Source organism: Oceanisphaera sp. W20_SRM_FM3 (genome assembly GCF_052119705.1).
In the GTDB taxonomy this organism is placed as follows: Bacteria; Pseudomonadota; Gammaproteobacteria; order Enterobacterales; family Aeromonadaceae; genus Oceanimonas.
Genome location: NZ_JBGQOP010000026.1, coordinates 1 through 26,381, shown reverse-complemented (window position 1 = coordinate 26,381; position 26,381 = coordinate 1). Strand labels below are relative to the sequence as shown.

At 50.0% G+C, this 26,381-nt stretch carries 26 protein-coding genes; 15 read left to right on the top strand and 11 right to left on the bottom strand.

Annotated features, from left to right (window positions below):
* The first annotated feature begins 39 nt into the window (after positions 1–39).
* Both ACEN2G_RS12395 and ACEN2G_RS12390 read left to right on the top strand, forming a co-directional pair.
* A complete protein-coding gene (locus ACEN2G_RS12395) occupies positions 40–780 on the top strand; it encodes an ABC transporter permease (protein ID WP_442021980.1) in 741 nt (246 codons plus the stop codon).
* Between the two features lie 36 nt (positions 781–816).
* A complete protein-coding gene (locus ACEN2G_RS12390) occupies positions 817–1,506 on the top strand; it encodes an ABC transporter permease (protein WP_442021978.1) in 690 nt (229 codons plus the stop codon).
* 301 nt (positions 1,507–1,807) lie between these two features.
* Here the strand turns inward: ACEN2G_RS12390 and ACEN2G_RS12385 are convergent, their stop codons facing one another.
* Together ACEN2G_RS12385 and arsC are read right to left on the bottom strand one after the other, a co-directional pair.
* The gene (locus ACEN2G_RS12385; RefSeq protein ID WP_442021976.1) at positions 1,808–2,185 is read right to left on the bottom strand and encodes a DUF2069 domain-containing protein; all 378 of its coding nucleotides are present in this window, start codon (positions 2,183–2,185) and stop codon (positions 1,808–1,810) included.
* Positions 2,185–2,532 carry an arsenate reductase (glutaredoxin) gene (arsC, locus tag ACEN2G_RS12380; RefSeq protein ID WP_442021974.1) on the bottom strand — a complete coding sequence of 116 codons (348 nt, stop codon included), beginning with the start codon at positions 2,530–2,532 and terminating at the stop codon, positions 2,185–2,187. The genes ACEN2G_RS12385 and arsC overlap by 1 nt, the downstream gene beginning before the upstream one ends.
* Positions 2,533–2,694: 162 nt before the next feature.
* Between arsC and ACEN2G_RS12375 the strand changes: the two genes are divergently transcribed.
* Complete coding sequence (locus ACEN2G_RS12375; RefSeq protein WP_442021972.1) at positions 2,695–3,162, top strand: TlpA disulfide reductase family protein; 468 nt, start codon at positions 2,695–2,697, stop codon at positions 3,160–3,162.
* Positions 3,163–3,302: 140 nt separating this feature from the next.
* Here ACEN2G_RS12375 and ACEN2G_RS12370 read toward each other — a convergent pair whose 3' ends face one another.
* Entirely contained in the window at positions 3,303–4,748 is a 1,446-nt protein-coding gene (locus ACEN2G_RS12370; RefSeq protein WP_442021971.1) for a M48 family metalloprotease, read from the bottom strand.
* 117 nt (positions 4,749–4,865) lie between these two features.
* On the opposite strand from ACEN2G_RS12370, the gene ACEN2G_RS12365 reads away from it, so the two are divergent.
* From ACEN2G_RS12365 to ACEN2G_RS12355, 3 genes are read left to right on the top strand one after another with little or no spacing between them, the layout of a single operon-like run.
* Positions 4,866–5,087 carry a sulfurtransferase TusA family protein gene (locus ACEN2G_RS12365; RefSeq protein WP_442021970.1) on the top strand — a complete coding sequence of 74 codons (222 nt, stop codon included), beginning with the start codon at positions 4,866–4,868 and terminating at the stop codon, positions 5,085–5,087.
* Between the two features lie 12 nt (positions 5,088–5,099).
* Entirely contained in the window at positions 5,100–6,179 is a 1,080-nt protein-coding gene (locus tag ACEN2G_RS12360; RefSeq protein ID WP_442021968.1) for an AI-2E family transporter, read from the top strand.
* Positions 6,180–6,205: 26 nt separating this feature from the next.
* Positions 6,206–7,543 (top strand): sodium-dependent transporter, encoded by a 1,338-nt coding sequence (locus tag ACEN2G_RS12355; protein ID WP_442021966.1) that lies wholly within the window; start codon positions 6,206–6,208, stop codon positions 7,541–7,543.
* Positions 7,544–7,630: 87 nt separating this feature from the next.
* On the opposite strand, the gene ACEN2G_RS12350 is transcribed toward ACEN2G_RS12355, so the two are convergent.
* A complete protein-coding gene (locus ACEN2G_RS12350; RefSeq protein WP_442021964.1) occupies positions 7,631–8,467 on the bottom strand; it encodes a tetratricopeptide repeat protein in 837 nt (278 codons plus the stop codon).
* Between the two features lie 70 nt (positions 8,468–8,537).
* Positions 8,538–9,296, bottom strand: coding sequence for a 4'-phosphopantetheinyl transferase family protein (locus tag ACEN2G_RS12345; protein WP_442021962.1), 759 nt, complete (start codon positions 9,294–9,296; stop codon positions 8,538–8,540).
* A gap of 116 nt (positions 9,297–9,412) precedes the next feature.
* Between ACEN2G_RS12345 and ACEN2G_RS12340 the strand changes: the two genes are divergently transcribed.
* A complete protein-coding gene (locus ACEN2G_RS12340) occupies positions 9,413–9,946 on the top strand; it encodes a C40 family peptidase (RefSeq protein ID WP_442021960.1) in 534 nt (177 codons plus the stop codon).
* A gap of 190 nt (positions 9,947–10,136) precedes the next feature.
* Here the strand turns inward: ACEN2G_RS12340 and ACEN2G_RS12335 are convergent, their stop codons facing one another.
* Together ACEN2G_RS12335 and ACEN2G_RS12330 are read right to left on the bottom strand one after the other, a co-directional pair.
* Positions 10,137–12,008, bottom strand: a complete 1,872-nt coding sequence (locus tag ACEN2G_RS12335) for a DUF3413 domain-containing protein (RefSeq protein ID WP_442021958.1) — start codon at positions 12,006–12,008, stop codon at positions 10,137–10,139.
* Positions 12,009–12,080: 72 nt separating this feature from the next.
* Positions 12,081–12,308, bottom strand: a complete 228-nt coding sequence (locus ACEN2G_RS12330; RefSeq protein ID WP_442021956.1) for a DUF1414 domain-containing protein — start codon at positions 12,306–12,308, stop codon at positions 12,081–12,083.
* A gap of 77 nt (positions 12,309–12,385) precedes the next feature.
* Here ACEN2G_RS12330 and yejK point away from each other — a divergent pair, with 77 nt between their 5' ends.
* On the top strand, positions 12,386–13,378 hold the full coding sequence (gene yejK, locus ACEN2G_RS12325; RefSeq protein WP_442021954.1) for a nucleoid-associated protein YejK: 993 nt from the start codon (positions 12,386–12,388) through the stop codon (positions 13,376–13,378).
* Between the two features lie 94 nt (positions 13,379–13,472).
* Here yejK and ahpF read toward each other — a convergent pair whose 3' ends face one another.
* Together ahpF and ahpC are read right to left on the bottom strand one after the other, a co-directional pair.
* Positions 13,473–15,023: an alkyl hydroperoxide reductase subunit F gene (gene ahpF / locus ACEN2G_RS12320; protein WP_442021952.1), complete on the bottom strand. Its 1,551-nt coding sequence runs from the start codon at positions 15,021–15,023 to the stop codon at positions 13,473–13,475.
* Between the two features lie 76 nt (positions 15,024–15,099).
* Positions 15,100–15,666, bottom strand: coding sequence for an alkyl hydroperoxide reductase subunit C (gene ahpC / locus ACEN2G_RS12315; protein ID WP_442021950.1), 567 nt, complete (start codon positions 15,664–15,666; stop codon positions 15,100–15,102).
* 800 nt (positions 15,667–16,466) lie between these two features.
* On the opposite strand from ahpC, the gene ACEN2G_RS12310 reads away from it, so the two are divergent.
* Positions 16,467–18,068: an isocitrate lyase gene (locus ACEN2G_RS12310; protein ID WP_442021948.1), complete on the top strand. Its 1,602-nt coding sequence runs from the start codon at positions 16,467–16,469 to the stop codon at positions 18,066–18,068.
* Positions 18,069–18,218: 150 nt separating this feature from the next.
* Here ACEN2G_RS12310 and ACEN2G_RS12305 read toward each other — a convergent pair whose 3' ends face one another.
* Complete coding sequence (locus ACEN2G_RS12305; RefSeq protein ID WP_442021946.1) at positions 18,219–18,803, bottom strand: ACP phosphodiesterase; 585 nt, start codon at positions 18,801–18,803, stop codon at positions 18,219–18,221.
* Positions 18,804–18,810: 7 nt separating this feature from the next.
* Positions 18,811–19,305, bottom strand: coding sequence for a CBS domain-containing protein (locus ACEN2G_RS12300; protein WP_442021944.1), 495 nt, complete (start codon positions 19,303–19,305; stop codon positions 18,811–18,813).
* A 263-nt stretch (positions 19,306–19,568) separates the two neighbouring features.
* On the opposite strand from ACEN2G_RS12300, the gene queA reads away from it, so the two are divergent.
* The 6 genes from queA to nlpI all read left to right on the top strand — a co-directional run bounded on the left by queA (position 19,569) and on the right by nlpI (position 26,158).
* Positions 19,569–20,615: a tRNA preQ1(34) S-adenosylmethionine ribosyltransferase-isomerase QueA gene (queA, locus tag ACEN2G_RS12295; protein WP_442021942.1), complete on the top strand. Its 1,047-nt coding sequence runs from the start codon at positions 19,569–19,571 to the stop codon at positions 20,613–20,615.
* 116 nt (positions 20,616–20,731) lie between these two features.
* Positions 20,732–21,877, top strand: a complete 1,146-nt coding sequence (tgt, locus tag ACEN2G_RS12290) for a tRNA guanosine(34) transglycosylase Tgt (protein WP_442021940.1) — start codon at positions 20,732–20,734, stop codon at positions 21,875–21,877.
* Between the two features lie 129 nt (positions 21,878–22,006).
* Complete coding sequence (yajC, locus tag ACEN2G_RS12285; RefSeq protein ID WP_442021938.1) at positions 22,007–22,336, top strand: preprotein translocase subunit YajC; 330 nt, start codon at positions 22,007–22,009, stop codon at positions 22,334–22,336.
* 20 nt (positions 22,337–22,356) lie between these two features.
* Positions 22,357–24,210: a protein translocase subunit SecD gene (gene secD / locus ACEN2G_RS12280; RefSeq protein WP_442021936.1), complete on the top strand. Its 1,854-nt coding sequence runs from the start codon at positions 22,357–22,359 to the stop codon at positions 24,208–24,210.
* A gap of 12 nt (positions 24,211–24,222) precedes the next feature.
* The gene (secF, locus tag ACEN2G_RS12275) at positions 24,223–25,167 is read left to right on the top strand and encodes a protein translocase subunit SecF (RefSeq protein ID WP_442021934.1); all 945 of its coding nucleotides are present in this window, start codon (positions 24,223–24,225) and stop codon (positions 25,165–25,167) included.
* Between the two features lie 115 nt (positions 25,168–25,282).
* Positions 25,283–26,158, top strand: a complete 876-nt coding sequence (gene nlpI, locus ACEN2G_RS12270) for a lipoprotein NlpI (RefSeq protein WP_442021932.1) — start codon at positions 25,283–25,285, stop codon at positions 26,156–26,158.
* Positions 26,159–26,381: the final 223 nt, after the last annotated feature.

Sequence of the window (26,381 nt, the reverse complement as noted above, 5' to 3'; positions counted from 1 at the left end):
GCCGTCAATATGTGGCAGCCAATATTAAAGGAGGGAGTGATGCTGGACTTAAAAGGATATGCAAGCTCCTTATTGCAAGGCGCCGAGCTCACCCTACAAGTGGCGCTACTTTCTCTACTGCTAGCCTTAGCGCTGGGCTTGCTGGGTGCGCTGGCTAAACTCTCCACTTTTAAGCCGGCCCGTTGGCTGGCTACCCTCTATACCACGGTAATACGTGGTATTCCCGATTTAGTGCTGATGATGCTGTTATTTTTTGGCGGCCAAGTGCTGCTTAACTATGCCTTATTATCCTTAAATGAGCGCCTCAATGGGTGGTTTGGCGGTGATAATCCCGCCCACCAATGGACCAGCTATGTGCCGGATTATATGGAAATTAGCCCCTTTATTGCCGGTGTGCTGACCATAGGTTTTATCTTTGGCGCCTATATGACGGAAACCTTTCGTGGTGCCATGTTGGCGGTGGATGCCGGCGAGCTAGAAGCGGCGCGCGCCTATGGCATGACCAAAAACCAAGTGCTGCGCCGCATCTTGTTGCCACAAATGATGCGCCACGCATTGCCAGGGCTTGGCAATAACTGGCTGGTGTTGCTTAAAACTACGGCGCTGGTGTCGATTATTGGCTTAGATGACATGGTGCGAAAGGCGGGGCTGGCCGCCGGTGCCACGCAATTGCCCTTTACCTTTTACATGGCGGTGGCGCTGACCTTTCTCTTATTTACCAGTATTTCTACTGGGCTACTAAAGTGGGCCGAGCACCATTATTCGTTGCCTACCCGATAGCGCTAGCCACGCGAGCCCGCTTAGATAGGAGGGGATATGGACTTCACTATTATTGCCAATGAATGGCCTGTCTATTGGCAGGGCTTTTACACCACCGTCTGGTTAGTGGCGCTGTCGTTAGTTATTGGCTTGGTGATAGCCGTGCCGCTAGCCATAGGGCGCAATAGTCGCCATTGGTTAATCAAAGGGCCTGCTTGGGCTTATATTTATTTTTTTCGCGGCACGCCCTTATTGGTGCAGTTGTTTTTGATTTATTACGGCGCAGGGCAATGGCAAGGGTTGCGAGAGTCCATGGCGTGGCAGTTATTTAGTCAGGCTTGGTTTTGTGCGCTGTTAGCTTTCACCTTAAATACCAGCGCCTACACCGCAGAGATCATTCGCGGCGCCATTAATGGCATGCCCACCGGTCAAGTAGAGGCGGCGTACGCCTATGGCATGAGTAAATTCACCACGCTGCGGCGTATCATTTTACCGAATTCATTTCGCCGTGCCTTGCCGGCCTACAGTAATGAAGTGATTTTTATGCTGCATGGCTCGGCGGTGGCCGGCATTATTACTATCGTGGATTTAACCGGTGCGGCGCGCATCGTCAACTCCCGTTACTACTCGCCCTTTGAAGCCTTCTTGGCCGCCGGCTTGTTATATATGTGCCTGACCTTCGCCTTAGTATGGGGTTTTCGCCGCCTAGAAAACTATTGGTCCAAGCATTTGCAGCCCAGAACCTGAGGAACTACTGCCAGTCATAAGCTAAAGACTAAAAATTTTCTTGCCACTGAATCCACTGAATCCACAGAAAAATAGAGATAAGAGCGAATCCTACTAAAGAGACTAACCAGAGGTAAACTCCAACAAATCAAAGTTCTTTGTTCTGGTCGCTCTTGGACTAGCTTTTGTCCGTGGATTCCGTGGCAAAAATGCTCTTTCTCTCGCTTGGCATCTTATCTGTAGCAAAGAAAAACCCCGAATCTGCCGACTCGGGGTTTTATGGTTTTCTTACGGCTGATAGCTTAAAGCTGACAGCTTTATTTTAAACTTCTTTCTTGCGCCGAATACTCAAGCCTAGCTCGCGCCCGCGTAATTTGGCGTAATACATGTTGCCAATAAACATAGTGCTGGCCAACACCAACTCGACTATCGCCAACCAGCGCTCACCTTCATCTGTCCATAGCAGCACGCCTGAGTGTAAAAAGTAAGGCAGCAGCAGATACACGCTCCAAGCGTGAGTGTAGGGATTACCTTGCAGTATGCCCTTGATGGGAATAAGCAACCAAGGCAGCCAGATGATCAGCATAAAGGTTAGGCTTAAGTGCGGCGACGGTGAGATAAACCCGTGCCATAAAATGACCCACAGCATTAAACCAAAATAGCCAATGAGCGCCAATGCGCGTGCAATTTGGGTGGTCATTATAAGATATCCAACACTTGCTCGGGCGGGCGGCCCAAGGCGGCTTGATTGCCGTTGACCACTATTGGGCGCTCGATCAACTTAGGGTGGGTCACCATAGCGGCGATCAATGCCTGCTCATCGTGTTCTGCTGCCAGATTAAGCTGGTGGTAGCTGTCTTCTTTGGTACGCATTAATTGGCGCGCCGAGCTCATGCCGAGCAGGCTCAATAAGTGGCTAATGTGATCTGCGTTAGGTGGCGTGTCGAGATATTTGATAATCTCAGGGCTCAGCCCGCGCGCTTCGAGTAAGGCCAGTGTCTCGCGGCTTTTGGAGCAGCGCGGGTTATGATAGATAGACAGACTCATTACAGACTCCTCATAAATAGAGCGGCATCCAGTAGGATGCGATAACCTCAAACACTCACGCCAGCATGCGGCGTTCTCGAGTGCGAATAGGGGGATTGTACTGTGATAATGCTCACTAGGGTATAAAAGTAGCCATGGCAGTGGCAATAGAGGAGACGGCGGATGAAAAAGCGTAATGCAGGATATGTGGTCATACTGGCTTTAATGGCGGTTGTCACCGGCTGCAAGGAGCCAGCCAGTTTGACCTTAGCTACTGGCGAACAGCAAACCTTGAACGATTATAAAGGCCAATGGCTAGTGGTGAATTACTTTGCCGAGTGGTGCGCGCCTTGTTTGCGAGAGATGCCACTGCTTAATGAACTCAGTAAAAGTGGTGGGCCTGCGGTACTGGCGGTGAGCTTTGATGCCTTATCGAATCAGGCTTTACAAGACTTGAGTCAGCGCTATCAACTGGCCATGCCGGTGGTGGCAAAACTGGCCGGCCCTTGGCCGTTTGAATCTCCCCGCGCCTTGCCCACTACCTTGGTACTGGATCCTAAAGGTAAATTGGTAGATACCCACCAAGGGGAATTAAAACCCGAAGATATTGCTAATTGGCAGGATAAGTATTGGCAGAAGACACAGCCGTAAGCTTGAAGCGGTAAGCCGTAAGTAAAACCAAAGATTGAAACCAAAAAACCGGCATCTTGATGTGCACCAAGATGCCGGTTTTGTTTTTGAAAGGGGTTAGCTGACAGCTTAAAGCTGATCGCTTACAGCTGTCTTTAAGGCTATTTGCGCAACTCTTCCCACTCCGTTTGTTGCTGGCGCAGTTGTACCAGACGCGCTCCGAGGCGGGCACGCTGCATGCTGTCTGTGGACAGATTAGTGGCAATTTCCATTTGATCGACTGCTACCTCATAGCGACCTTTAAGGGCGGCGACTTCTGCCTGCGCTTGGCGAAACGCCGACTCATTGTTCAAGGGCCGATAGGCTTGGGCAATGAGATCCCAGGCCAAGGGGTTTTCTGGATTACGGCGCAAGTAGTTGTCGAGCAAGGTTACGGCTTCTTGTTGGCGGTCTGCTTGCAGCAGGCTGTCGGCGAGGTTGATCATCACCACTTGGTTATTGGGTAGCTGCTGTTGTGCTTGCTGTAAGCGGGTAATGGCCGCTTGGTGTTTATCTTGGGCATTATCTAAGTCGGTGAGCGCATCCAAAATAAAGATATTATTCACGTGGCGGCGTGCAAGCTCCGTCAGAATGGGCCTTGCCAAGTCTTCTTTATTTATTTGTAGCAAGGCCAACGCTTGGCCATAGTGGGCGGCGTCAGTTTGCCAAGCACCATTGGTTTGCTTGGCTTCTTGGGCAAAGAAACGATCCAGATCTGGGCCGGCATTACGCTGAAAACGCACCATGACCCGTGCCTTTGCCATCTGAAAGCCTAAACTGGCCGGATGGTTTTTCTTCGGGTAGTCTTGTGCCCGACTACGCGCTTCGGCAATACGGCTGGTGGGCAAAGGGTGCGTGAGCAGCATGGGCGGTGGCGCGCTGGCAAATTGATACTTATCGGCGAGTTTTTGAAAGAAGCTAGCCATGGCATCAGGATCAAAACCTGCATTACTTAAGAGACGCAAGCCAATGCGATCCGCTTCCAGCTCGTTGTCGCGCGTGTAGTTAATCGCCGACTGCATCTTTAAGCCAAGGGTAGTTTGTAAGGCGGCCATGCCGGCTTGTGGATTAACCACGGCTAAGGCAACTGAGCCGACTAAACCCGCTACGGTGAGTGGTGTGCTACGAGACTGAGATTCTAAATAGCGGGCAATGTGGCGTTGGGTGACGTGGGTGATTTCGTGAGCGATAACAGACGCCAACTCGCTTTCGTTTTCCGCATATAAAAATAAGCCGGTATGCAGCTGTACTACGCCACCGAGAAAGGCACTGGCGTTAATGGTGTCGTCGTTAATCAGTAAAAACTGAAACGGGAAACGCACCGCATCTGCTTGGGAGAGTAACTTAAGCCCAAGATCGGCCACGTATTCATTAAGTACAGGATCGTCAATCACAGCTTGGTTGGCGCGAGCAAAACGGATAAAGGCCTCACCAAAACGGGCTTCTCGTTCAATAGACATAGCGCTGACGCCGGCGGTGCCGATATCGGGTAAACCGTTGGCGGCTTGTAAAGGTGTCAAAATAAGCAGAGAAAATGCCAGTGCCATCCTAGCCGCAGGAAACCTCATTTTAATTACCTTGTTTTATGATGTGCTTATAGCAGAATACCTGCCCCCATAAGGCGTAACAAGCATTGTTTAACTGCGCCCAGCAAGGGATAATTTATAACATTTATCGGAGGCGAGGTGGAAACACTGGATGCCAGCAGCTGGCGCTGCCCAAGGCCCTTATTGCAGGCTAAGTTGTGGCTTAAAGGTGCTGCGGCGGGACAGCAATTGCGCTTGTGCATCTCAGATGCCGGATCTCGCCAAGACATCCCCCGTTACTTATTACGCATGGGGCACAGTGTCATTCAAGAGAGTGACGATGGCCGCGTGTTGACATTACTTATTACCAAGGTCCCATAAGGAAAGAATTGCATGCTAGACATTCTGAAGCATTGGTACCGAACGCGGTTTACCGATCCCGGTGCTGTGGCGCTGTTTTTGAGCCTGCTGTTTGGCTTTGTGGTCGTCTATTTCTTAGGTCATATTTTGGCGCCGCTGTTTACCGCCGTGGTGATTGCCTATTTATTGGATTGGCCGGTGAGCCGATTGGAACGCTGGGGATTTAAACGGGTGTTGGCCACGGCACTGGTGCAGCTGCTGTTCGCTATCGTCGTTATTTTGTCTTTGGTTAGCATAGTACCGACGTTTTTGTCGCAAATGGCCAACTTGGCTCGCGAAATACCCAGTATGATCACCAGCACTCAGGATGTGCTGCTTACGCTCCCTGAGCGCTATCCAGAAATCGTCGATGTAACCTTGATGCAAAGCGTGCTCGACGACGGCCGCAGCCGCTTACTTGGCTCGGCTAATGAGATATTAAGCGTGTCGTTCAATTCCCTTACCAATGCCGCAGTGCTAATGGTGTATCTGATTTTGGTGTCGGTATTGGTGTTCTTCATGCTCAAAGATAAGCGTGAGTTAATGAACAGTAGCCGCCGCTACTTGCCGCGTAATCGTGAGTTAGTGTCGCGAGTATGGCGCGAAATGAACGTACAAATTGCCAATTATGTCCGTGGCAAGGTGATAGAAATCTTTATCGTCGGCGGCGTTAGCTACATCACCTTTATCATGCTCGACTTGCGTTACCCCTTGCTGCTGTCGGTATTGGTCGGCTTTTCGGTATTGATCCCCTACATAGGGGCGGCGGCGGCGACTGTACCTGTGGCCATGGTGGGGCTGTTCCAATGGGGATTTAGTGCACCGTTTTTCTACCTAATGGTGGCCTACGGTATTATTCAGGCGCTGGATGGCAACGTCTTGGTGCCCATCTTGTTCTCGGAGGCGGTTAACTTGCATCCGATTGCCATTATCGTGGCCGTGCTGCTCTTTGGCGGCCTGTGGGGTTTTTGGGGCGTATTCTTCGCCATACCGCTGGCAACGCTAGTTAAGGCGGTATTTAACGCTTGGCCCAATGATGATGCGGTGCCGGTACTTGAGCAGAAAAACGTTTAACCAATAAATGTAATAAGGACAACACAGTGAGAGAACACTTTGGCTCACGCTTTGGTTTTATCATGGCTGCCGCCGGTGCTGCGGTCGGCCTTGGTAATATTTGGGGTTTCCCCACCCAAGCGGCCAGTAATGGCGGGGGCGCCTTTTTATTGGCGTATTTACTGTTAGTGATGCTGCTGGGTTTCCCCATGCTGGTGATGGAAGTGGCTATTGGCCGCTACGGCCAAGCTAATCCCGTGGACTCGGTACGCAAACTGGGCCGTACCTCACTGCAAAAGACACTCGCAGGCGCTGTGGGGTATGTGGGTATGCTGGTGCCGAGCCTAGTGCTGACCTTTTATGCCATAGTGGCCGGTTGGTTGCTGGCCTTCTTGGCGGCGGCCCTAACGCGCATCTTGGGTTGGGACACTGCCACCGAGTGGCTGCAAGCCTTTGGCTTGGGCCGTAACATTGTGGGCACCTTGATTTTCTATTTGCTGACCATTTTGGTGGTGCAAGCCGGGGTACGCAACGGCATAGAGCGCTGGTCGGCGCGGTTGATGCCGGCTTTGTTTGTGCTGTTCTTGGTGTTGTTTTTTTACATCCTCACCCAAGAGGGTGCCATGGCCGGCCTAAAACATTATTTAGTGCCGGATTTCAGTAAAGTGTTGGAGCCTAAGTTATTAGTCAGTGCCATGGGGCAGGCATTTTTCTCGCTGACCATAGGCGGGTGCTCCATGTTGATGTATGGCTCTTACCTGAGTAAGCAAGAAAATATTCCGCGCACCGCGCTGCAAATTACCTTGCTCGATACCGGCGTGGCGTTTTTGGCGGGCTTGGTGATTTTGCCGGCCATGTTTGTGGCGATGAAGAATGGGGTGACTATCTTTGCCGATGACGGCAGCTTATTGGACTCAGATACCTTAGTTTTTACCGTGTTACCCGCACTGTTTGAGACCATGGGGCCGACGGGCTTAGTGATGTCTTTGGTATTTTTTATGCTGATGGGCATAGCGGCACTCACTTCCTCTATCTCTATGCTGGAAGTGCCCGTGTCCTATAGCACTGAGCGCTTTAAGGCTTCTAGGCCGTTAATGACCTGGCTGTTGGGTTCAGGGCTTGCGGTATTGAGCGTGATTATTTGTCTTAATTTTGGCAGCTTATTTGGCTTCGTTATTCGCCTGTCGACCCAGCAAATTCAGCCGTTAGTGGGTTTGGGTTTTGTGCTGCTTGGGGGCTGGATGTGGGGCCGCGCTAAGTTATTCGAAGAGTTGGTACAAGGCACGCCTGAACTGTCTAGCAGCCTGTTTTGGCGGATCTGGCCCACCTACGTGCGCCTGGTCTGCCCGTTATTGGTTATCTTAGTGATCGCCAGTAATTGGTGATGATGTGGTGAGGAGAGAGGTGTAAAGAGTGAGGAGTAAAGGCGAAAGAAAACATCTTACACCTCTCGCCTCACTCCTCACCATAAATCAGTAAAGCATACTATATAGCTTGCGACGATAGGTCGATGCTATGGGGTCGGCGCCCAGCGTGACTAACATGTCTAAGAAGTGCTTTCTGGCATCACCAAAGGCCAAGTCGGTTTGCAAGACGCTAACCAGTAATTGCAGCGCTTCTTCTTGGCGACCGGCTTGAAATAGCTGTATGGCTAACTCTTCTTTTAAGCTTAAAGAGTCCGGCTCTGCCGCCAACTTTTGCTCTAATTCGCGTATTGCTGGGCTATCGGCGGCTTCTTCTGCTAGCTCCAAGCGCGCCAAAATATGCTGATATTGGCTGTCTTGGTCAATCATGCCGATAGTGGCGAGCAACTGCTTGGTTTCTTCCAGCTTATTTAAAGCCAACGCCGCTTCTGCTAAGTAGAGACGAATGGCGGCGCTGTCATCTAACGCTCGCGCTTGCTGCAACAGGCCATAAGCCGCTTGTGGGTCTGTGCCTAGCGTCTGTTTGGCTTCATCTAGCAGTAGATCGGCCTCATTGGGCTGATAGGGCGCCAAGAAGTGTGTAATGGCCGTTTCATCTTGCGGACCTTCGAGTACATCGACTGGCTGGCCATCTTTAAACGCCACCATAGCGGGCAAGGCACGCAGTCCTAATTGCGAGGCTAGGCTTTGCAGCTGGGGATCGGCAACGTCGACGCGAGCTAGATCCAGCTGAGCATGATTGCTGCCAATCAGTCTTTCCAATACTGGACTCATGGCTTGGCATTCGGGCACAGCTTCGGCATGAAAGAAGATCACCACGGTTTTGGTCATGGAGGCGTCAATTAATGCTTGCTGAAAATTCTGTACATTGATGTCAACTATCATAGATACGCGTCTCGCTGAGAAAGAGTGAGCAAAGAATGGGGTAAGGGTATAACTTGATATGCCTTACATGCTACTGACTTACATACAAATTGGGCTGCGGGCCGTTAATTTCAAGCATGAGTCCTAAATCCGCCACCTTGAGCAGCGTTAAGGGGGCTGCGTGCTCAGTTTGAATGGCCAGCGTCAGACGACTTGGTTCTTTGTCTTGAGCTATGGGTGAGTGAGACAATAAAAAATGCTGCAATTGATAGCGCTGCTCGCCAAACAGGGCATGAGCCTGATAGGGCAACCAGTGCACGGCATTTAAGTTATTGGCAATGCCGCTGCCATGGGCCTTGAGCACGGCTTCTTTTAGGGTCCATAACCGTAAAAAATGGGCGGGATCTGGGTGCTGAGCCAGCCAGACTTGTTCTTTTTCATTAAAGTAGCGTTTCGCTAGGCGCTGTATTTGCGCACTCGATAACAGGCGTGACTCTAAATCCACGCCCAAAGGAGCCTGATTACCGATAGCCAGCGCCAACAGGCTGCCAGTATGGCTGATATTAAAATACCAGTCAGTCGCTATCGAATTGGGCATCAGTAGGCTAGGTTTACCCTTGTGATTGATAGCAATGGGGATCTGCTGCGGCGTTAATTGCATTGCGCTCGCCAAGAGTTGACGCACCAGGTAGCGACCGAGCAAGAACAGTTTGGCCTGCTGGGCATTCGCTATTTGTGCCAGTCGAAGCCGCTCTGAACCTGATAAGGAGCCATAGGCATCTGCTGGCAGCATCAGGTGATCTGCATCACAAACGAGTAATTGGTTAAAAATAACCTTGTTTTTATTCATATTATTTTTGCAAAGTCCCTATCTTTTGCACTACTATCGGTCGGTCGAAATTTATTACTATTAATGCCCATTATTGTTAACACCAATCCTATTAACAACTGGTTGCCATTATTCTTATGAAAAAGGTAATTATTCTTAGCGGCTTATTGCTTATTGCCGGTTGCAGTAGCAGCCCAAAGCAAGAGTCAGGAAAAAAGTTGGTTGCAAACAAGCCCACTTCTTCCCTAACTTACAGTATCAGTACGGCACCGATGAAGCGTAATCCAAGATTGGCTCCTGGTGCGGTGCGTAACTTGCATCAAGTGTATAAAAAATGGCAAGGCACGCCTTACCGCTTTGGTGGTGTAGATGAAAACGGTATGGACTGCTCGGCGTTTACGCGCAACATGTATCAAGAAGCGTACGGTATGCAATTGCCCCGTAGTACTTATGAGCAAGTAGAGTTGGGCCGAGAGATTAGTCAGCAAGAGTTGCAGCCCGGCGATTTGGTGTTTTTTCGCACCGGACGCACTCAGCACAACGGCGTATATGTTGGCGAGGGTAAGTTTGCCCATGCTTCGTCCAGTGCCGGAGTCACCATTTCACGGTTAGATAACGTGTATTGGCGCACCCGCTACTGGCAATCTCGCCGCCTGTTAGACGCACAGTAATAACCGCGTCAAACCAGCTTGCAGTAAAAAACACCGAACTGAAAAGTTCGGTGTTTTTTTATGGGCGCATTATATTTGGCAGCCAAGATATAAACAGTGTTGACTGACGTAAAGACGGTCGTATTATCCTCACGCCTCACGCCTCACGCCTCACGCCTCACGCCTCACGCCTCACGCCTCACGCCTCACGCTACTTGCCCTGAAAACGATTTAAGTCGCTCATCACTTGCAGCAATAATGATAATTCTGGGCTGCCATCGGACTCTTGGCGGTAGTCTTTGGCGCGTAACAACTGCATGTCGCCACGGCGATTAAATAGCGTTATGTCATCATGCTGATAAATCGCATATTCATCTTCGTCTGACGCTAAGCGCCAGCGATCCGCATCGGCTTTAAATAGTGATTGGCCTGTGCTGTAAGTGCGTGCTGGGCTTTGTACGCCTAAGGCTTGGCGCATCAAGCTCGGCACTAAGTCCAGTTGACTGGTCGGATAATCAAAGCGCATGGGCTGTTCGCGGCCAGGCCAATCAATCACTAAGGGCACATGCAGCTGAGCTAAAGAGTAGGCGTTGCCTGAGCCCCAAATATTATTATCGTAATCGTTAAATTCCATGCCGTGGCCGGCGGTCACAATAATAATAGTGTCGCGCTGCTTATCTAGGCCATCTACGGCAGGCTGCGGTAACGATAATAGCTGTCCAAGTAGGCGATCCGTATAAAACACCGAATTACGATAGCGGTTAAACAGCGCCTCGCGCTCGCTATTTTGATAGGGCTCAGCCGGATTAATCTGCGTTAATGAGGGCTGAAATGGGCCCGTCATGCCCTCGGGCAGGTCGAGTTCATTAATCGCATCTAAGTAGATAAATGAAAACCAAGGCCGTAACTCATCTTGTTGTGCCAACCAGCTATTAAATTCGGCGACGCTTTGACTGTCGCCGCTAGCGCCACCTTGAGTCGGGGTAAGTGCGCTGTGGCGTAATGAGGAAAAAATCGCCTTTTGATAGACAGGCTTTTCTAAGCCGCCGCTGGCAAATAGGCCAAAACGATAATCTTGGCGTTGTAATTCGCCGATCAATAATGGCGCCATGCCCTCTTGCTCGGCATCGCGCTGGTAACGGCCCGGTAAGCTATAGAAGAGGCTAAATAGTGACGTTTGGGTCTCGTTGCCGGCACTCAAGTGATTGTTAAAGCGTAAATGGCGATCGGCAAAACGATTGAGGTTTGGCATGGTAATGGCATCGAGCTGATCGGCGCGCAAGCCATCAACCACCACCAGCAAAATATTGGGTGCCAGCTCAGGTGCGTTCACCACGAGCGGGCGCAGCGGGTAGTTGAGCTTACGCTTAGCGCTATCAGGCGTTTGCTTAGATAACTCTTTGTACTGGTCTTCGTCCAGCCAGCCTTGCTTGATCAAGAAGCGTTTGGCGGTCATGGGGTAGGACAGCGGGAAGTCGGCCTTTTGCTCGGTAATTGGCGTATACACATAGGCATCTGCCCAAATGTGCAGGCTGTGGGTCAGAAAAAAGCACACCAACAGCGGCACCGCTAATGGACACGTTAGCGAGCGCCGGCGGCGTTGGCTCCAGCGCCACAACCAGCCGGCGAGCCACAGCTCAAATAAGAATATGACCGGCACCCACACAAACAACCAACCCCAACCCGAGGCTTGCTCGGTTTGTGCTTGTTCTAATAATAATCGCCACACCGTCGGGTTAAGGTGAAACTTAAACAGGCTAAAGACTTGCGAGTCTACCAGCAGTAGGGTGAGGCCGGTGGTGGCAATGGCGGCGGCCAGCCACTGCAAGGTGCGCAAATTAGGAAACAGAAAGGTCAGCGGAAACAGTGTCAGCAGATAGGTAAAAAAGGTCAAAAACGCGAAATGTCCCGCCCAGCTGATCAGCAAATAGAAGCTACCGAGCATGGTGTCAGGCCAGCCGGCGATCCACAAGAAACGGCTAGCCACCAACATGGCGAGCAGCACGTTAAAGAAGACTAACCAGTGTCCCCAGCCAATAAGGTGAGAAACATTGTCGCGATAGAGGTGACCAGTTTTGAGCATAATTAGGCAGTTTCGTTAACAGAGACGGCTAGCCTTCGGCCAGATTCAAGCGATAGCGATAAAATAAGGCTCTTAGTGAGCCCCTTTCTGGGTGTCTACCGACGCGGTTAACACCTTGGCAAACTTATCGGCGATGGCTTTGCGTCGACCGGGGGCAATTTGGTGATTAATAATATGGGTCGCCAAATTACCTAATACCATTAAGCGTAAGTCGGCCGGCGCCAAATGCTTATCCATCACGGCTTCGAGTTCGCTTAATAGCTGGTCAAATTCTTTTTCATACTTGGAAATAACAGGCATAGAAGTTCAATCATGTATCTTGATAACAGGACGGCTATAATACCCCACCCCATCAGGCAACTCTACGGCAATCTGTTATGAGCTTGGACATAGAACACATCATAGTACATTCCCTCTTTTTGGATGAGCAGGGTCAAACCCAGCTTGCCACGCGTGAGGATGATCTGGCCACGGGGCCGGCGGTTAATCATTTGATGGCCGAGCTGCATCATATTTACAACACCAAAGCGGGCAAGATCTTTGGCTATTTCAATGACGAAGACGACAGCTTTCGTGATCTGGTACGGCGCGTCGAAGACCAAAGCCTGACGTTTGCCGCCTTTAGTCATCAGGCAAGTGCTCGCTTACTTAGCGAACTAAAACGACTCGATATGAGCGAGCAAGGCGTGTTGATTTTTGTGCGCTACCAGTGGTTAGGCGCCCATTATTTACTGATCGCGCTGTTAGATAATAAAGACAGCGTGACCGTGACTGAAAAGTTAGAAGTGAGTCACGCCAGCTACTTAGACTTGGGTAAGATGCAGTTAGCCGCACGCCTAGATTTAACTGAGCTACGCATTCGCCCCGAATCTAAGCGCTACTTCTCCTTTATTAAGGGGCGAGCCGGGCGCAAGGTTTCTGATTTCTTCTTAAACTTCTTATCCTGCGTAGAAGGCATGGATCCCAAGGCACAAAGCCAAGGGTTGCTGAAAGCGGTGGATGAATTTTGTGAAGCGCGCCAATTAAGCCCTGCCGAGAAGCTCGAAAGTAAGGCGCTGGTGAATAAATACTGCCGCGAGCAGTTAAAAGAAGGCGAAGAGCTGGAGCTGCGCGAGTTGTCCGCCGAGATGGGTACCGACAATGACTTGGACTTTTACCAGTTTGTGAGCGACGAGTATCAGCTGGAAGATAAGTTTCCGGTGGACCGCTCGGCCCTCAAAGGTCTGACTAAGTACGTAGGCTCAGGCGGTGGCTTAACCATTAGTTTCGACCAAAAACTGCTCGGTGAGCGCATTCAGTACGACGCTAATACAGATACCTTGGTTATCCAAGGTCTGCCACCTAACTTGAAGTCACAATTGGTTAAGTAAATGTGAGGGGAGAGGCGTAAATCGTGAGGCGATAACCCAACCTAATGTTCGGTGTTTTTCGCCTCACTCCTCACCCTTTACCCCTCACAAATAATTAAGACCTAATCAAGTGATCGAAGGCACTTAAGGCGGCGGTGGCACCGGCACCCATGGCAATCACGATTTGCTTATAAGGCACGGTAGTGGCATCGCCGGCGGCAAATACGCCGGGTAGTGAGGTGGCACCCTTGGCATCGATAATGACTTCGCCAAAGTGGGTCAGCTCGACGGCCGAGCCTTCCAGGAACTCCGTATTCGGTACCAAACCAATCTGCACGAAAATACCCGCCAAGCTTAACTGGCGTTGCTCGCCACTGACTCTGTCTATGTAGTGTAAGCTGCTGACTTTATTGCCGTCGCCCACCACCTCTGTGGTTTGGGCGTGAGTAATAATGTCGACATTAGGCAAAGATCGGGCTTTGCGTTGCAGCACCTCGTCGGCGCGCAAAGAATCGCCAAACTCCAATACGGTGACGTGCTCCACTATGCCGGCCAAGTCTATCGCCGCTTCTATGCCAGAATTACCGCCTCCCACCACAGCCACGCGTTTGCCTTTGTAGAAAGGGCCGTCACAGTGTGGGCAATAGGCCACGCCTTTATTGCGATATTCTTGTTCACCGGGCACGTTCAGCTCTCGCCAGCGGGCACCTGTGGCCAAGACCACAGCGCGGCTCTTAAGTGTGGCGCCACTGGCTAAGGGTACCAGTAAGCCTGCTTGGTCCGGGTTGGTTGTAATGTTAGCCACGCGCTGATTCGTAATGATCTCCACGCCGTATTCTTTTACGTGCTGCTCTAGGCTTGCCACTAACTTGGGGCCTTCGGTGTAGGGCACGGAAATAAAGTTTTCTATGCCCATGGTATCTTGCACTTGGCCGCCAAAGCGCTCGGCCACCAGAGCCGTACGAATGCCTTTACGCGCCGCATAAATCGCCGCCGCCGCACCGGCCGGACCGCCACCCACCACTAAGACATCAAATGGTGCTTGTTCATTTAACTGAGCCGCTTGGCGCTCGGCTAACCCCGTATCTAATTTATTGATAATTTCTTCAAGGCTCATGCGGCCTTGGCCAAAGTGCTCGCCATTCATATATACGGCGGGCACCGCCATCACTTGGCGATCGGCTACTTCTTCTTGAAACAGGGCGCCGTCTATCATCACGTGTGTGATATTAGGATTCAAGGTGGCCATTAAATTCAGCGCTTGCACAACATCAGGGCAGTTTTGGCAAGATAACGAAATATAAGTTTCAAAGTGATATTCGCCTGAGAGCGCACGCACTTGTTGTTGCAGCTCGGGCGTCACCTTCGACGGATGGCCGCCGGTTTGCAGCAGGGCCAACACTAATGAAGTAAATTCATGGCCCATGGGGATACCGGCAAAATGAATGCGTGGCGTTTGGCCTGCTGCGGCGATGCCCATGCTGGGGGTGCGCTTAGCGTTTACGTGTTGCAAGTTGATATCGCTGGAGAGCTGGCTGATCTCGCTCGCCAACGTCAATAATTCTTGGCCCTTAGGGCTCTGGTCACTGGACACGCTGATGGTGATGGGCGAGACGATGTTTTTTAAGTAAGCGTCCAGTTGAGTTTTTAAGTTGGCATCTAACATAGTCGTGTCCTGTGTGTTAGCGATAAAAGAGCTCGGCAGTCTGACTGCCGAGCAAGCGTTAGGGTCTTAAAGCGAGTTAGATTTTGCCGACTAAGTCTAATGACGGTGCCAGTGTGGCTTCGCCTTCCTGCCATTTAGCAGGGCACACTTCACCTGGGTGAGCGGCTACGTATTGGGCGGCTTTTAGTTTGCGCAATAAGTCTTCTGCGTTACGACCAATGCCTTCAGCCGTCACCTCAATGGCTTGAATAATGCCCTGTGGGTCGATAATAAAAGTGGCACGGTCCGCCAAGCCTTGGCCTTCACGCATCACACCAAAGTTATTGGTGATGGTGCCGCTTTGGTCGCCGACCATGTAGTACTGAATTTTACCTATAGTGTCTGAGCTGTCGTGCCACGCTTTATGGGTGAAGTGGGTGTCGGTGGACACAGAGAACACTTCTACGCCCATGGTTTGCAGTTCGGCGTAATGGTCTGCTATGTCACCCAGCTCGGTGGGGCATACAAAGGTGAAGTCGGCAGGGTAGAAGAACACCACTGACCACTTACCTTTAAGATTTGCCTCGCTGACTTCAACAAATTTACCTTGATGAAAGGCTTGGGCAACGAAAGGTTTGATTTCAGTATTGATAGCTACAGACATAATTTAATTCCTTAATATTGATGGGCTTAGTTTGCTAAATAAGAGGCGATTGCCTTGGGAACGTTGACCATACTAGGGGGCGGCATTGCTAAAGTTAAGTTGTTACTTTCTATTGGATTGATAGTCAAAAACTATGGTTATTGTGGAAGGCGAGGGAGGCCTCGATAACGCAGCGGCTGACAATGCCGTTAATAAAAAAGGTGAAGTTTATGCAAGCCAAGTCTCATTAATCTTGCCTATTTTGCTGTGCAGCATAATTTTTTAGCCTTCAGTACCATGCCAGTGACGATTAATAAGAGATAAAAACTGACAAGCAGTGGCCCTGTACAACTGCCTTTATAGCAAATAAGCACATAAGTTAAGGAAGGGAGAATTTACAATAACTAAAATATTTTTCCTGAAATCATAAAATTTAATCTACAGTTAAGCGGCTTGGCGCCTGTTTTGCTGTGGTTTTTGTTCCGGTTTAGGTTTGGTTTGGCTATCGCAGGCTTAGTCGCAGTTCAGTTTCAAATCATACTTTAGTGGCAGTTTTCGGTGATAATGGCGCTTTTATGTGAGCTGTGTTGCGGTTCTGTTAGGGCGTAGCTTGATCTTCTGTCATTTATTACTCAAATTAAGATTAGTAATGCATTGCAAAATAACATTTCAATCTAGCTAAGAATAAACGGAAACGATTATAAAATGACGGCTAAGTCGCTTGAACGACAGGATCACAGGGTTAAAGCGATCTGTTTTAAAGATACCTAAAAGACAAAAGTTAGGTGTTTTAATCGATAGTTTCATAAAGGACGAACACTATGCCATACGCAAGCGAACTTGATGCACTGACCTCTTTACTTAAACAACATCCTACTTGGGGCGCCATTAAGCCTGAGCATGCGGCGCGTATGCGTACCCAAAATAAATTTAAAACTGGGTTAGATATTGCTAAGTACACGGCCAAAATCATGCGTGCCGACATGGCTAATTACGACCAAGACAACACTAAATACACTCAATCACTGGGCTGCTGGCACGGCTTTATTGGCCAGCAAAAGATGATTTCTATTAAGAAACATTTCGGCAGCACAGAGCGTCGTTACTTGTACTTGTCAGGCTGGATGGTGGCGGCACTACGCTCACAGTTTGGCCCCTTGCCTGATCAATCTATGCACGAAAAAACAGCAGTGCCAGACTTAATTACCGAACTGTATACCTTCTTACGCCAAGCCGATGCGTGGGAGCTGAATCATCTATTCCGTGATCTAGAAGCCGCCGAGACGGCGGATGATGGGATTAAGATGCGTGATCTGCAAGCGCAAATCGATAACCACCAAACTCACGTGGTGCCTATTATTGCCGATATAGATGCGGGTTTTGGTAATGATGAAGCCACCTATCTGCTGGCCAAGAAGATGATTGAAGCCGGTGCTTGCTGTATTCAGTTAGAAAACCAAGTGTCTGATGAAAAGCAATGTGGCCACCAAGATGGCAAAGTGACGGTACCCCACGCCGACTTCTTATCGAAAATTAATGCGGTACGTCTGGCGTTTTTAGAGCTGGGTGTTGACGATGGCGTAATAGTGGCGCGCACCGACTCTTTGGGTGCCGGTCTGACCAAGCAAATTGCTGTCACCAATAAGCCGGGCGACTTGGGCGATCAATACAACAGCTTTATCGATGGTGACATCATTAACAACGCCGACGACATCAACAATGGTGATGTGGTGATCAAGCAAAACGGTCAGTTAGTGAAACCTAAGCGTTTGGCCTCGGGCCTGTTTCAGTTTAAAGAAGACTCAGGCGAAGATAGGGTTGTCATGGACTGTATTGCCAGCCTGCAACACGGTGCCGACTTATTGTGGATTGAAACCGAAAAGCCGCACGTGGGTCAAATTGCTGCCATGGTGAATCGTATTCGCCAAGTGGTACCCAATGCCAAGCTGGTGTACAACAACAGCCCATCTTTTAACTGGACCCTGAATTTTCGCCAACAGGTGTATGACGCTTGGCAAGCGGAAGGCAAGGATGTGTCTAGTTACGACAGAGATAAGCTGATGAGCGTGGATTATGATAATTCGGCGCTAGGCCAATTAGCAGACGAGTGGACGGCGAACTTCCAGCGCGACTCGGCACGCGAAGCAGGTATCTTCCATCATTTGATCACACTGCCGACTTATCATACCGCCGCTTTGTCCACCGACAATTTGGCCAAGGGATATTTTGGTGAGCGCGGCATGCTGGCTTACGTGGCTGATGTACAGCGTAAAGAGATCCGTGAAGGCATTGCCACCGTTAAGCACCAAGACATGGCAGGTTCTAATATTGGCGACGACCATAAAGAGTTTTTTGCCGGTGAGGCGGCCTTGAAGGCCGGCGGCAAAGACAACACCATGGGCCAGTTTGAAAACGTGAAGTAGTAAGAATAAATGCAAGAGTAAGAGCAGTAGCAATGAGTCGAGCGTTTGAGTTGTGACTTAAGCAAGTGTAAGTAGTAAGTGTTCCCTGACCTTATGGCAGCCAATTGGCTGCCATTTTTTTGTTGCAGATATCATGTCACGCCTCACGCCTCACGCCTCACGCCTCACGCACTCCAGCACAAATGCCATTAGCTCGGGATAGAAGCCAAGAAAGGCGCGCTCCATATTGTCATACTGTGCGTGTAATAAAGGCGCACACAGCGGCAGTGGCGTTGGGCTTCGAAAACGCAGGTCAATGCGGGCGATGGCGAGCGTGATGCCATCTAGGGTTTGATAGCTGGCGAGTAGCTGATATTGCTGCATGCGCGCCACTAAAGTCACCATAGCTGGGGGCCATTGTGAGTCAGGAATTAATTGCCGGTGGGCATAGTCAATAAAGTCCAGTAGCGGCTGATCATGATAATGCCGCCAAAAGCGCGCCAAGAAATGATCAAACATCATGTCCATAATAATGCCGCCATAACGGCGAAAGGGGCTGGGCATAGCTTGCACAGCACCTCTGTGTAACGGATGCGCATCGGTATAGCTGTCAATTTGACGATGCAGCCGAATACCCAACTGCAGCTCAGTGCTCAATTGAGTGTCTATGTGACCTCGTGCATACTCGCCTAATAAAGCACCGGGCAAGCTGGTCTGGCTCAGCTGTGCTAAATGCAGGTGTGCCAGATAATTCATTTGGCCATTATTCTGTTTGCTCTGAGTCGGGTATGGCTAAGTCCAGCTCATCGGGATCCATCTCATCAAAAGGTTGCTCCGCGAGTTGGGCATCCAGTACTTCAAGCAAATGAATTGCCACAGCCACAAAATCACTGTCGGTTACAATCCCCACCACCTTGCCTTTGTCGATCACAGGTAGGCAGCCGTATTTGTGTTTTTGTAAGTGCAAAGCGGCTTCACGAATGCCGGCCCTAGGGCTGACGGTGACCACCTCTTTGATCATTATCTTGGAAACATAATGTTGTTCGAGAAAGTGACCGTTTTGACCTTTTTCTAGGCTAGATTCTTGTGCCGCTAAGATATCTCTTTGGCTAACCAAGCCGACTAATTGCTCTGCTTCTAGAATGGGGAGATGTCGAATATGGTAGCGTTGCATTAAGGTGCGCGCCTCACTCAGCGTGGCCGAGGGCGGTAGGCTAATAATATTGCGGCTCATAATTTCAGAAACGATAGCGGACATAAGCATTCCCCTCTTTCATACTATTTATCTGGCCTAAGCCCGAATGGTTACACGGCTGACCTTAAAACAGCCGCACCTTAAGCCATACCTTACAAGAAGCGCCCAGCAAATTATAAGATGCGTTCCATAAAATGTGGCAGTGCTCACTACAGACCCTAGGCTATCTACTCATATTATTCATTATCCGCTCTGTATAGCGAATTGCCTTGATCCTAAGGGGGTGCCTTACTAGACTAGCGCCCGTTAACACAAGAGGTGTTGTAATGCTGGTCCGCGATTTTTCCTTCGAACTCCCTGATGATTTAATAGCCCGCCACCCGATGAGCGAGCGCACTGCGAGTCGCCTGCTACAAGTAGATGGCAATAGCGGCGCTATTACTCATGGTCATTTTCAACAACTGTTGGGGCAGATTAATGCCGGTGACTTGTTGGTGTTTAATAACACCCGCGTGATCCCAGCACGCCTTTATGGCCACAAGGCCAGTGGCGGCAAGCTTGAAATCTTGGTGGAGCGGGTGCTCGACGATAAGCGAGTGCTCGCTCACGTACGCGCATCCAAGTCACCGAAACCCGGTACTGCGCTGATTTTAGAGCCCAATGTGCAAGCGACTATGCTGGCGCGCCACGATGCATTATTTGAAATTGAATTTAATGACTCGCGCACCGTGCTGGAAATTCTTGAAGCCGTGGGCCATATGCCACTGCCGCCTTATATCGACAGACCCGATACGGACGCCGATAAAGAGCGTTATCAAACCGTGTATAACGAGAAGCCAGGCGCGGTGGCAGCCCCCACGGCCGGTCTGCATTTCGATCAAGCGCTGTTGGATGCCATAGTTGCCAAGGGTGCCGATTTAGCTTTTGTCACCTTGCATGTGGGGGCCGGCACCTTTCAGCCGGTGCGCGTTGAGCAAGTGCTAGATCATAAGATGCACGCCGAATACATAGAAGTACCGGCCGAGGTTGTGGCTAAGATAAATGCTACTCGCGCAGGCGGTGGCCGCATTATTGCCGTGGGTACCACTTCGGTGCGCTCCTTGGAAAGTGCGGCCCAAGCCAGCCTCGCCAAAGGACAGCCGTTGGCCCCTTTTTATGGTGACACGGATATTTTTATCTATCCAGGTTATGACTTTCAGCTGGTGGACATGATGGTTACCAACTTCCACCTGCCCGAGTCTACCTTGATGATGTTAGTCAGCGCCTTTGCCGGTTATGAGCACATTAAAGAAGCCTATCGCCAAGCCATAGAGCAGCGTTATCGGTTCTTCAGTTATGGCGATGCCATGCTGCTGACCAAGCGTGAGGCGTGAGATGTAAATTGTAAGGGGTGAGGCGTGACGCTGTGTTACACCTCACTCCTCACTTTTCCCCCCTCACCGTTAAAAACAAGATCAGACTGTTTCTCTGATTGTAACGAGGTAATACCATGAAATTTGAGTTGCACACTACAGACGGCTTAGCCCGTCGTGGCCGCTTGGTGTTTGAGCGCGGCGCAGTTGATACCCCAGCCTTTATGCCGGTCGGTACCTACGGCACGGTAAAAGGCATGACCCCAGAAGAAGTGACGGCCACAGGCGCGCAAATCTTGCTGGGCAACACCTTTCACCTTTGGGTGCGCCCGGGCCAAGAAGTGATGAAGTTGCACGGCGACTTGCATGACTTTATGAACTGGCAGGGTCCAATTTTGACCGACTCCGGCGGTTTTCAGGTATTTAGCCTAGGTGACATTCGCACCATCACCGAAGAGGGGGTGTTTTTTCGCAACCCGGTAAACGGCGATAAAATTTTCTTGTCTCCCGAAGTGTCGATGGAAATTCAGTACGACTTAGGCTCGGACGTGGTCATGATCATGGACGAGTGCACGCCGTTCCCTGCAACGTGGGAAGAAGCGAAAAAGTCGATGGAGATGTCGTTACGCTGGGCCAAGCGCTCGCGGGATCATTTTGATAAGCAAGGCAATAAGAATTCTTTGTTTGGCATAGTGCAAGGCGGTATGTACGAGGACTTGCGCGATGAATCCTTGGCCGGCTTGCTGGAGATCGGCTTTGACGGTTATGCCATAGGTGGCTTGGCGGTGGGTGAGCCAAAGGCTGAGATGCATAAAATATTAGAGCATACTTGTCCGAAAATTCCTGCCGATAAACCCCGCTACTTAATGGGTGTGGGCAAGCCGGAAGACTTAGTGGAAGGCGTACGCCGCGGCATAGATATGTTCGACTGTGTGATGCCAACCCGTAATGCCCGTAACGGTCATTTATTTACCACAGACGGTATCGTTAAAATTCGTAACGCCAAGTATAAGGTTGATACAGGCCCACTCGACGCCGAGTGCGATTGCTATACCTGTAAGAATTACTCGCGCTCTTATTTGCATCATTTAGACAAATGTAATGAGATTTTAGGCTCGCGTTTAAACACCATCCATAACCTGCGTTACTACCAAAGAGTAATGGAAGGTTTACGTGGCGCCATAGAGCAGGGTAAATTAGACGACTTTGTGGCAGACTTCTACGCGCGTCGGGGACTTGCCGTTCCGCCTGTGGGCCAAGCTGCGCTAGAAAACGAGCAATAACGGCTTTATTTGCCGGCTTTTTTTGTCAGTTACGAACAGGACTTAGCCCTGGCTGCTAGGGATTTATCGCTTAATGATGTTTATCTTTTAATTGTTTTTTCGTTTAATTATCAATGAGGAATGGAACTAATGAACTTTATCTCTAACGCTTACGCTCAAGGTGGTGCTGGTGCCGATGGTGGCATGAGCATGATCATCATGTTGGCCGTATTTGGTTTGATTTTTTACTTTATGATTTTCCGCCCTCAGTCTAAGCGCGTTAAAGAGCACAAGAGCTTGATGTCGTCCTTGAGCAAAGGCGATGAAGTGCTGACCAACGGTGGCTTGGTAGGTAAAATCGCTAAAATTACCGCCGACAGCGATTATGTGTTGCTGAGTTTGAGCGAGCAAAGCCAAGTAACCATTAAGAAGGACTTTATTACTGCCGTCCTGCCTAAAGGTTCTATTCAGTCTCTGTAAAGCCTTTAAAGGAGCACAGCGTGTTAAACCGATATCCGCTGTGGAAATACTTGATGGTGATCTTCGTGGTCGCCATTAGTTTTCTATATGCAGCACCGAATTTATTTGGCGAAGACCCCGCATTACAAGTATCTGGCACCCGCGGTACTGAAGTCACGAGTGACATACTGGTTAAGACGCAACAGCGCTTAACAGAGGCGGGCATAGAGATCAAAAGTGCAGTATTGGAAGACAATCAATTGTTGGTGCGTTTTCGCGATACCGACGATCAGTTAAAAGGCAAAGAGTTAGCTGCCGAGCTGTTGGGTGATAAATACATCACGGCCCTAAATCTAGCGCCCGCCACGCCCCATTGGTTACAAGCCATAGGTGCTGGCCCGCTTAAATTAGGTTTGGACTTACGCGGTGGTGTGCACTTTCTGATGGAAGTGGACATGGATGAGGCACTTAATCGCGTCCAAGAACAACGAATTCAAGACTTCCGTACCGACTTGCGGGAGCAGCGCTTGCGCTATTCTGGCGTATTAAGCAAAGACGACGGCACCTTAGTGGTGTTTCGTGATGCCGAGACGCGAGATCAAGGCTTAAGTTATTTGCGTAGCCGCTATCCAGACTTAGTGTTCTCTGATCGTGACAGCGGCGAGAATTTTGGTTTGTTTGCTGTGATGAGCGAGCAGCGCTTAAAAGAAGTAAAAGAATATGCGCTACAGCAAAACATCACCATTATTCGTAACCGAGTGAACGAGCTGGGTGTGGCCGAGCCTTTGGTACAGCGCCAAGGTGCGGATCGCATCGTAGTACAATTGCCCGGTATTCAAGATACGGCGCGCGCTAAAGAAATTTTGGGCGCCACCGCCACCTTGGAGTTTCGTTTAATCGATGAGCAAGCCGACTTAGCCGCAGCCGATGCGGGTCGAGTGCCGGCCAACAGCGAATTACTGCGCGATCGTAATGGCCGCGCCGTGGTGTTGCAAAAGCGGGTGATTTTGACCGGTGAGCATATCGTCGACTCCAGTGCGAGTATGGATGAGTTTAGCCGTCCGCAAGTGAATATTAGCTTGGACGCACCCGGTGGCAGCCGCATGGCGGATTTTACGAAGGATAATGTTGGCCGCTCCATGGCGACAGTATTTACCGAGTATAAAACCGGCGAGAAGAAAAATGAGGATGGCTCAAGCCAGCTCTACAAGCAGCAAGAAGTGATTAACGTCGCCACGATACAATCGCGTTTAGGCCGTAGTTTTCGTATTACCGGCATAGATTCGATGGCGGAAGCGCAAAATCTGTCCTTACTGCTGCGCGCCGGTGCCTTGATCGCTCCCATTCAAATTGTCGAAGAGCGCACCATAGGCCCAAGCCTGGGTAAGCAAAATATCGAAAACGGTATTATGGCGATGCTGTTCGGTATGCTGGCGGTGGTGGTGTTTATGGGCATCTACTATCGTAAATTTGGTCTGGTGGCTAACGTGGCCTTGTTGGCTAACTTGGTGATTATCATCGGCGTTATGTCTATGGTGCCAGGCGCCACCATGACGCTGCCCGGTATTGCCGGTATTGTGTTGACCATGGGCATGTCGGTGGATGCTAACGTGCTGATTTTTGAGCGAATTCGTGAAGAGATCAGAGATGGCCGTGGCATACAGCAGGCGATACACGTGGGCTACGACAAGGCACTGGGCACCATTGCCGACTCCAACATTACCACTTTGATCACCGCTATTATCCTATTTGCGGTAGGTACGGGCCCCATTAAAGGCTTCGCCATTACATTGATCATAGGTATTTTGGCTTCCATGTTCACCGCTATAGTGGGCACCCGAGCCATAGTTAACTTGCTGTGGGGCGGCAAACGTCTCAGCAAATTGTCGATATGAGGAAGTAACAGTATGTTTGAGATCCTCAAAACCCGCGAGCCCATTAAGTTTATGAGCCATTCCAAGGCGGCTTCTGTCTTTTCCTTGGTATTGATCATATTGTGTTTTGTTTCTTTGTTTACCAAAGGGCTGAACTGGGGCTTAGATTTCACCGGCGGTACTGTTGTTGAAGTTGAATTTGCGCAGTCGGTAGAGTTGGATGAGGTGCGCCAGCAGTTAGAGCAAGCAGGTTTGGTTGGCGCTACGGTACAAAATTTTGGTACTAGCCGCGATGTGTTAATTCGCTTAGCGCCGCAAACGGACAGCGATGTACAGCAGCAAGGCGATGGTGTATTGGCAGCGGTACAACAAGCCAATAACCCTGCCGACATGAAGCGTCTTGAGTTTGTGGGTCCGGCCATTGGTAAAGAGTTGGCGGAGCAGGGTGGCTTAGCCATCTTGGCCGCCTTACTGTGCATCATGGTTTACGTGGGGCTGCGTTTTGAGTGGCGTTTAGCCTCGGGTGCCGTAGTGTCACTGGCCCACGATGTGATTATTACACTCGGCGTGTTCTCGTGGTTTCAAATTGAAGTCGACTTGACCATAGTGGCGGCCTTGCTGACGGTGATCGGGTATTCGTTAAACGATACTATTGTGGTGTTTGACCGAGTGCGCGAAAGCTTTCGCCGGGTGCGTGAGGTCAGTACAGTACAGATATTTAACGAAGCCATTACCGATACCCTGAGCCGAACCTTGATCACCTCTGCCACCACTTTGGTAGTCGTCGTGGCCTTGTTCCTTAAAGGTGGCGTGCTAATTCACGGTTTTGCGACCGCTTTGCTGTTAGGTATAGGTTTTGGCACTTACTCTTCTATCTATATAGCCAGTGCTTGGGCTATGATGTTGGGTGTGAAGCGTGAGCACATGCTTCCCCCTCAGATTGAAAAGGAAGGGGCAGATCAGGATCCGCTGCCATAAGCGTTTTACTGAAGGGCCCATTCGGGCCCTTTTTATTGTGAAATGCATTTGCTACATGACAAACGTCTGTTAGCTGCATAACATGAGTTCATAATGAGACAAGTTCGGAGCCGTCTTGAACCATAGATTAATGCTCGGCCCTTTAGTGTTGTTTAGCTGCTTATTGCTGGGTTGCAGCGCGCCACAAGTCGTTAAATCGACCTTGGTGCTGCCCATACCAATGCAGGTCTCATACGAAAGTGAGCTGGGAATTGCCCGTTTGGGGCAAATGTTAAATTCGCCAGGCTTAACGCCACAGCAGCGTGCTGAATTATTTTTTCAGCGCGGTGTCATCTTCGATCGTGTAGGTTTGCGCGCCATGGCGCGTCTCGACTTCAATCGCGCGCTTCGTGAGCGACCTGACTTTGCCGATGCCTATAATCTCAATGGTGTTTATTTAACGCAAAATCAGGAGTTTGACGAAGCCTATGAGTCTTTTGACTCAGCGCTGGAGCTGGCACCCGATTATACCTATGCCAACCTAAACCGCGGCATAGCTCTTTATTACGGTGGCCGACCAGAATTAGCGGCAGTGGATTTGAAGGTGTTTCTCGATGAAGAGCCGACCGATCCGTATCGCGTCTTGCTCTGGTACCTGGCATTGCAAAAAATAGACGCTAAGTCTGCGCTTAAGTCTTTGCAATCGTACCAAGTACAATACGGTAACTATGATTGGTCGTGGGACATAGTGAATGTCTATTTGGGCACTGTGGATGAAGAGCAGTTACTCAATCGTATCAGCGAGGAAAGCGCGGATAATCAAGAGTTGGCGGAGCGCTTATGCGAAACCTACTTTTATCTTGCCAAGCGAGCGCAACATAACGGCGACCAACAGCAAGCCGAAGTCTATTTTAAGCTGGCCATCGCCACCAACGTCTATGATTTTGTTGAGCACAGATATTCGTTGTTGGAATTAGACTTAGCCGCAGAAGCCGCTAATCCTACTCGCTAAGCGAACGTCTCAGCCCAAGGTGTATTACTGAACATTTTAAAGCCAAGTGCATAATGCTCTTGGCTTTTTTATTGGTGGGTTAAAGCTGCATTCATCAGGAAGCGCTGCGCGCAATGTTGAATGGTTAATTTTGAATGTTGATGAAGATGGAATGGCCCCGAATAAGTAGACACTTCTTCAGAGTGAGGAAGTGTATGCAATACCGAACCAAGCGTAAATTTAG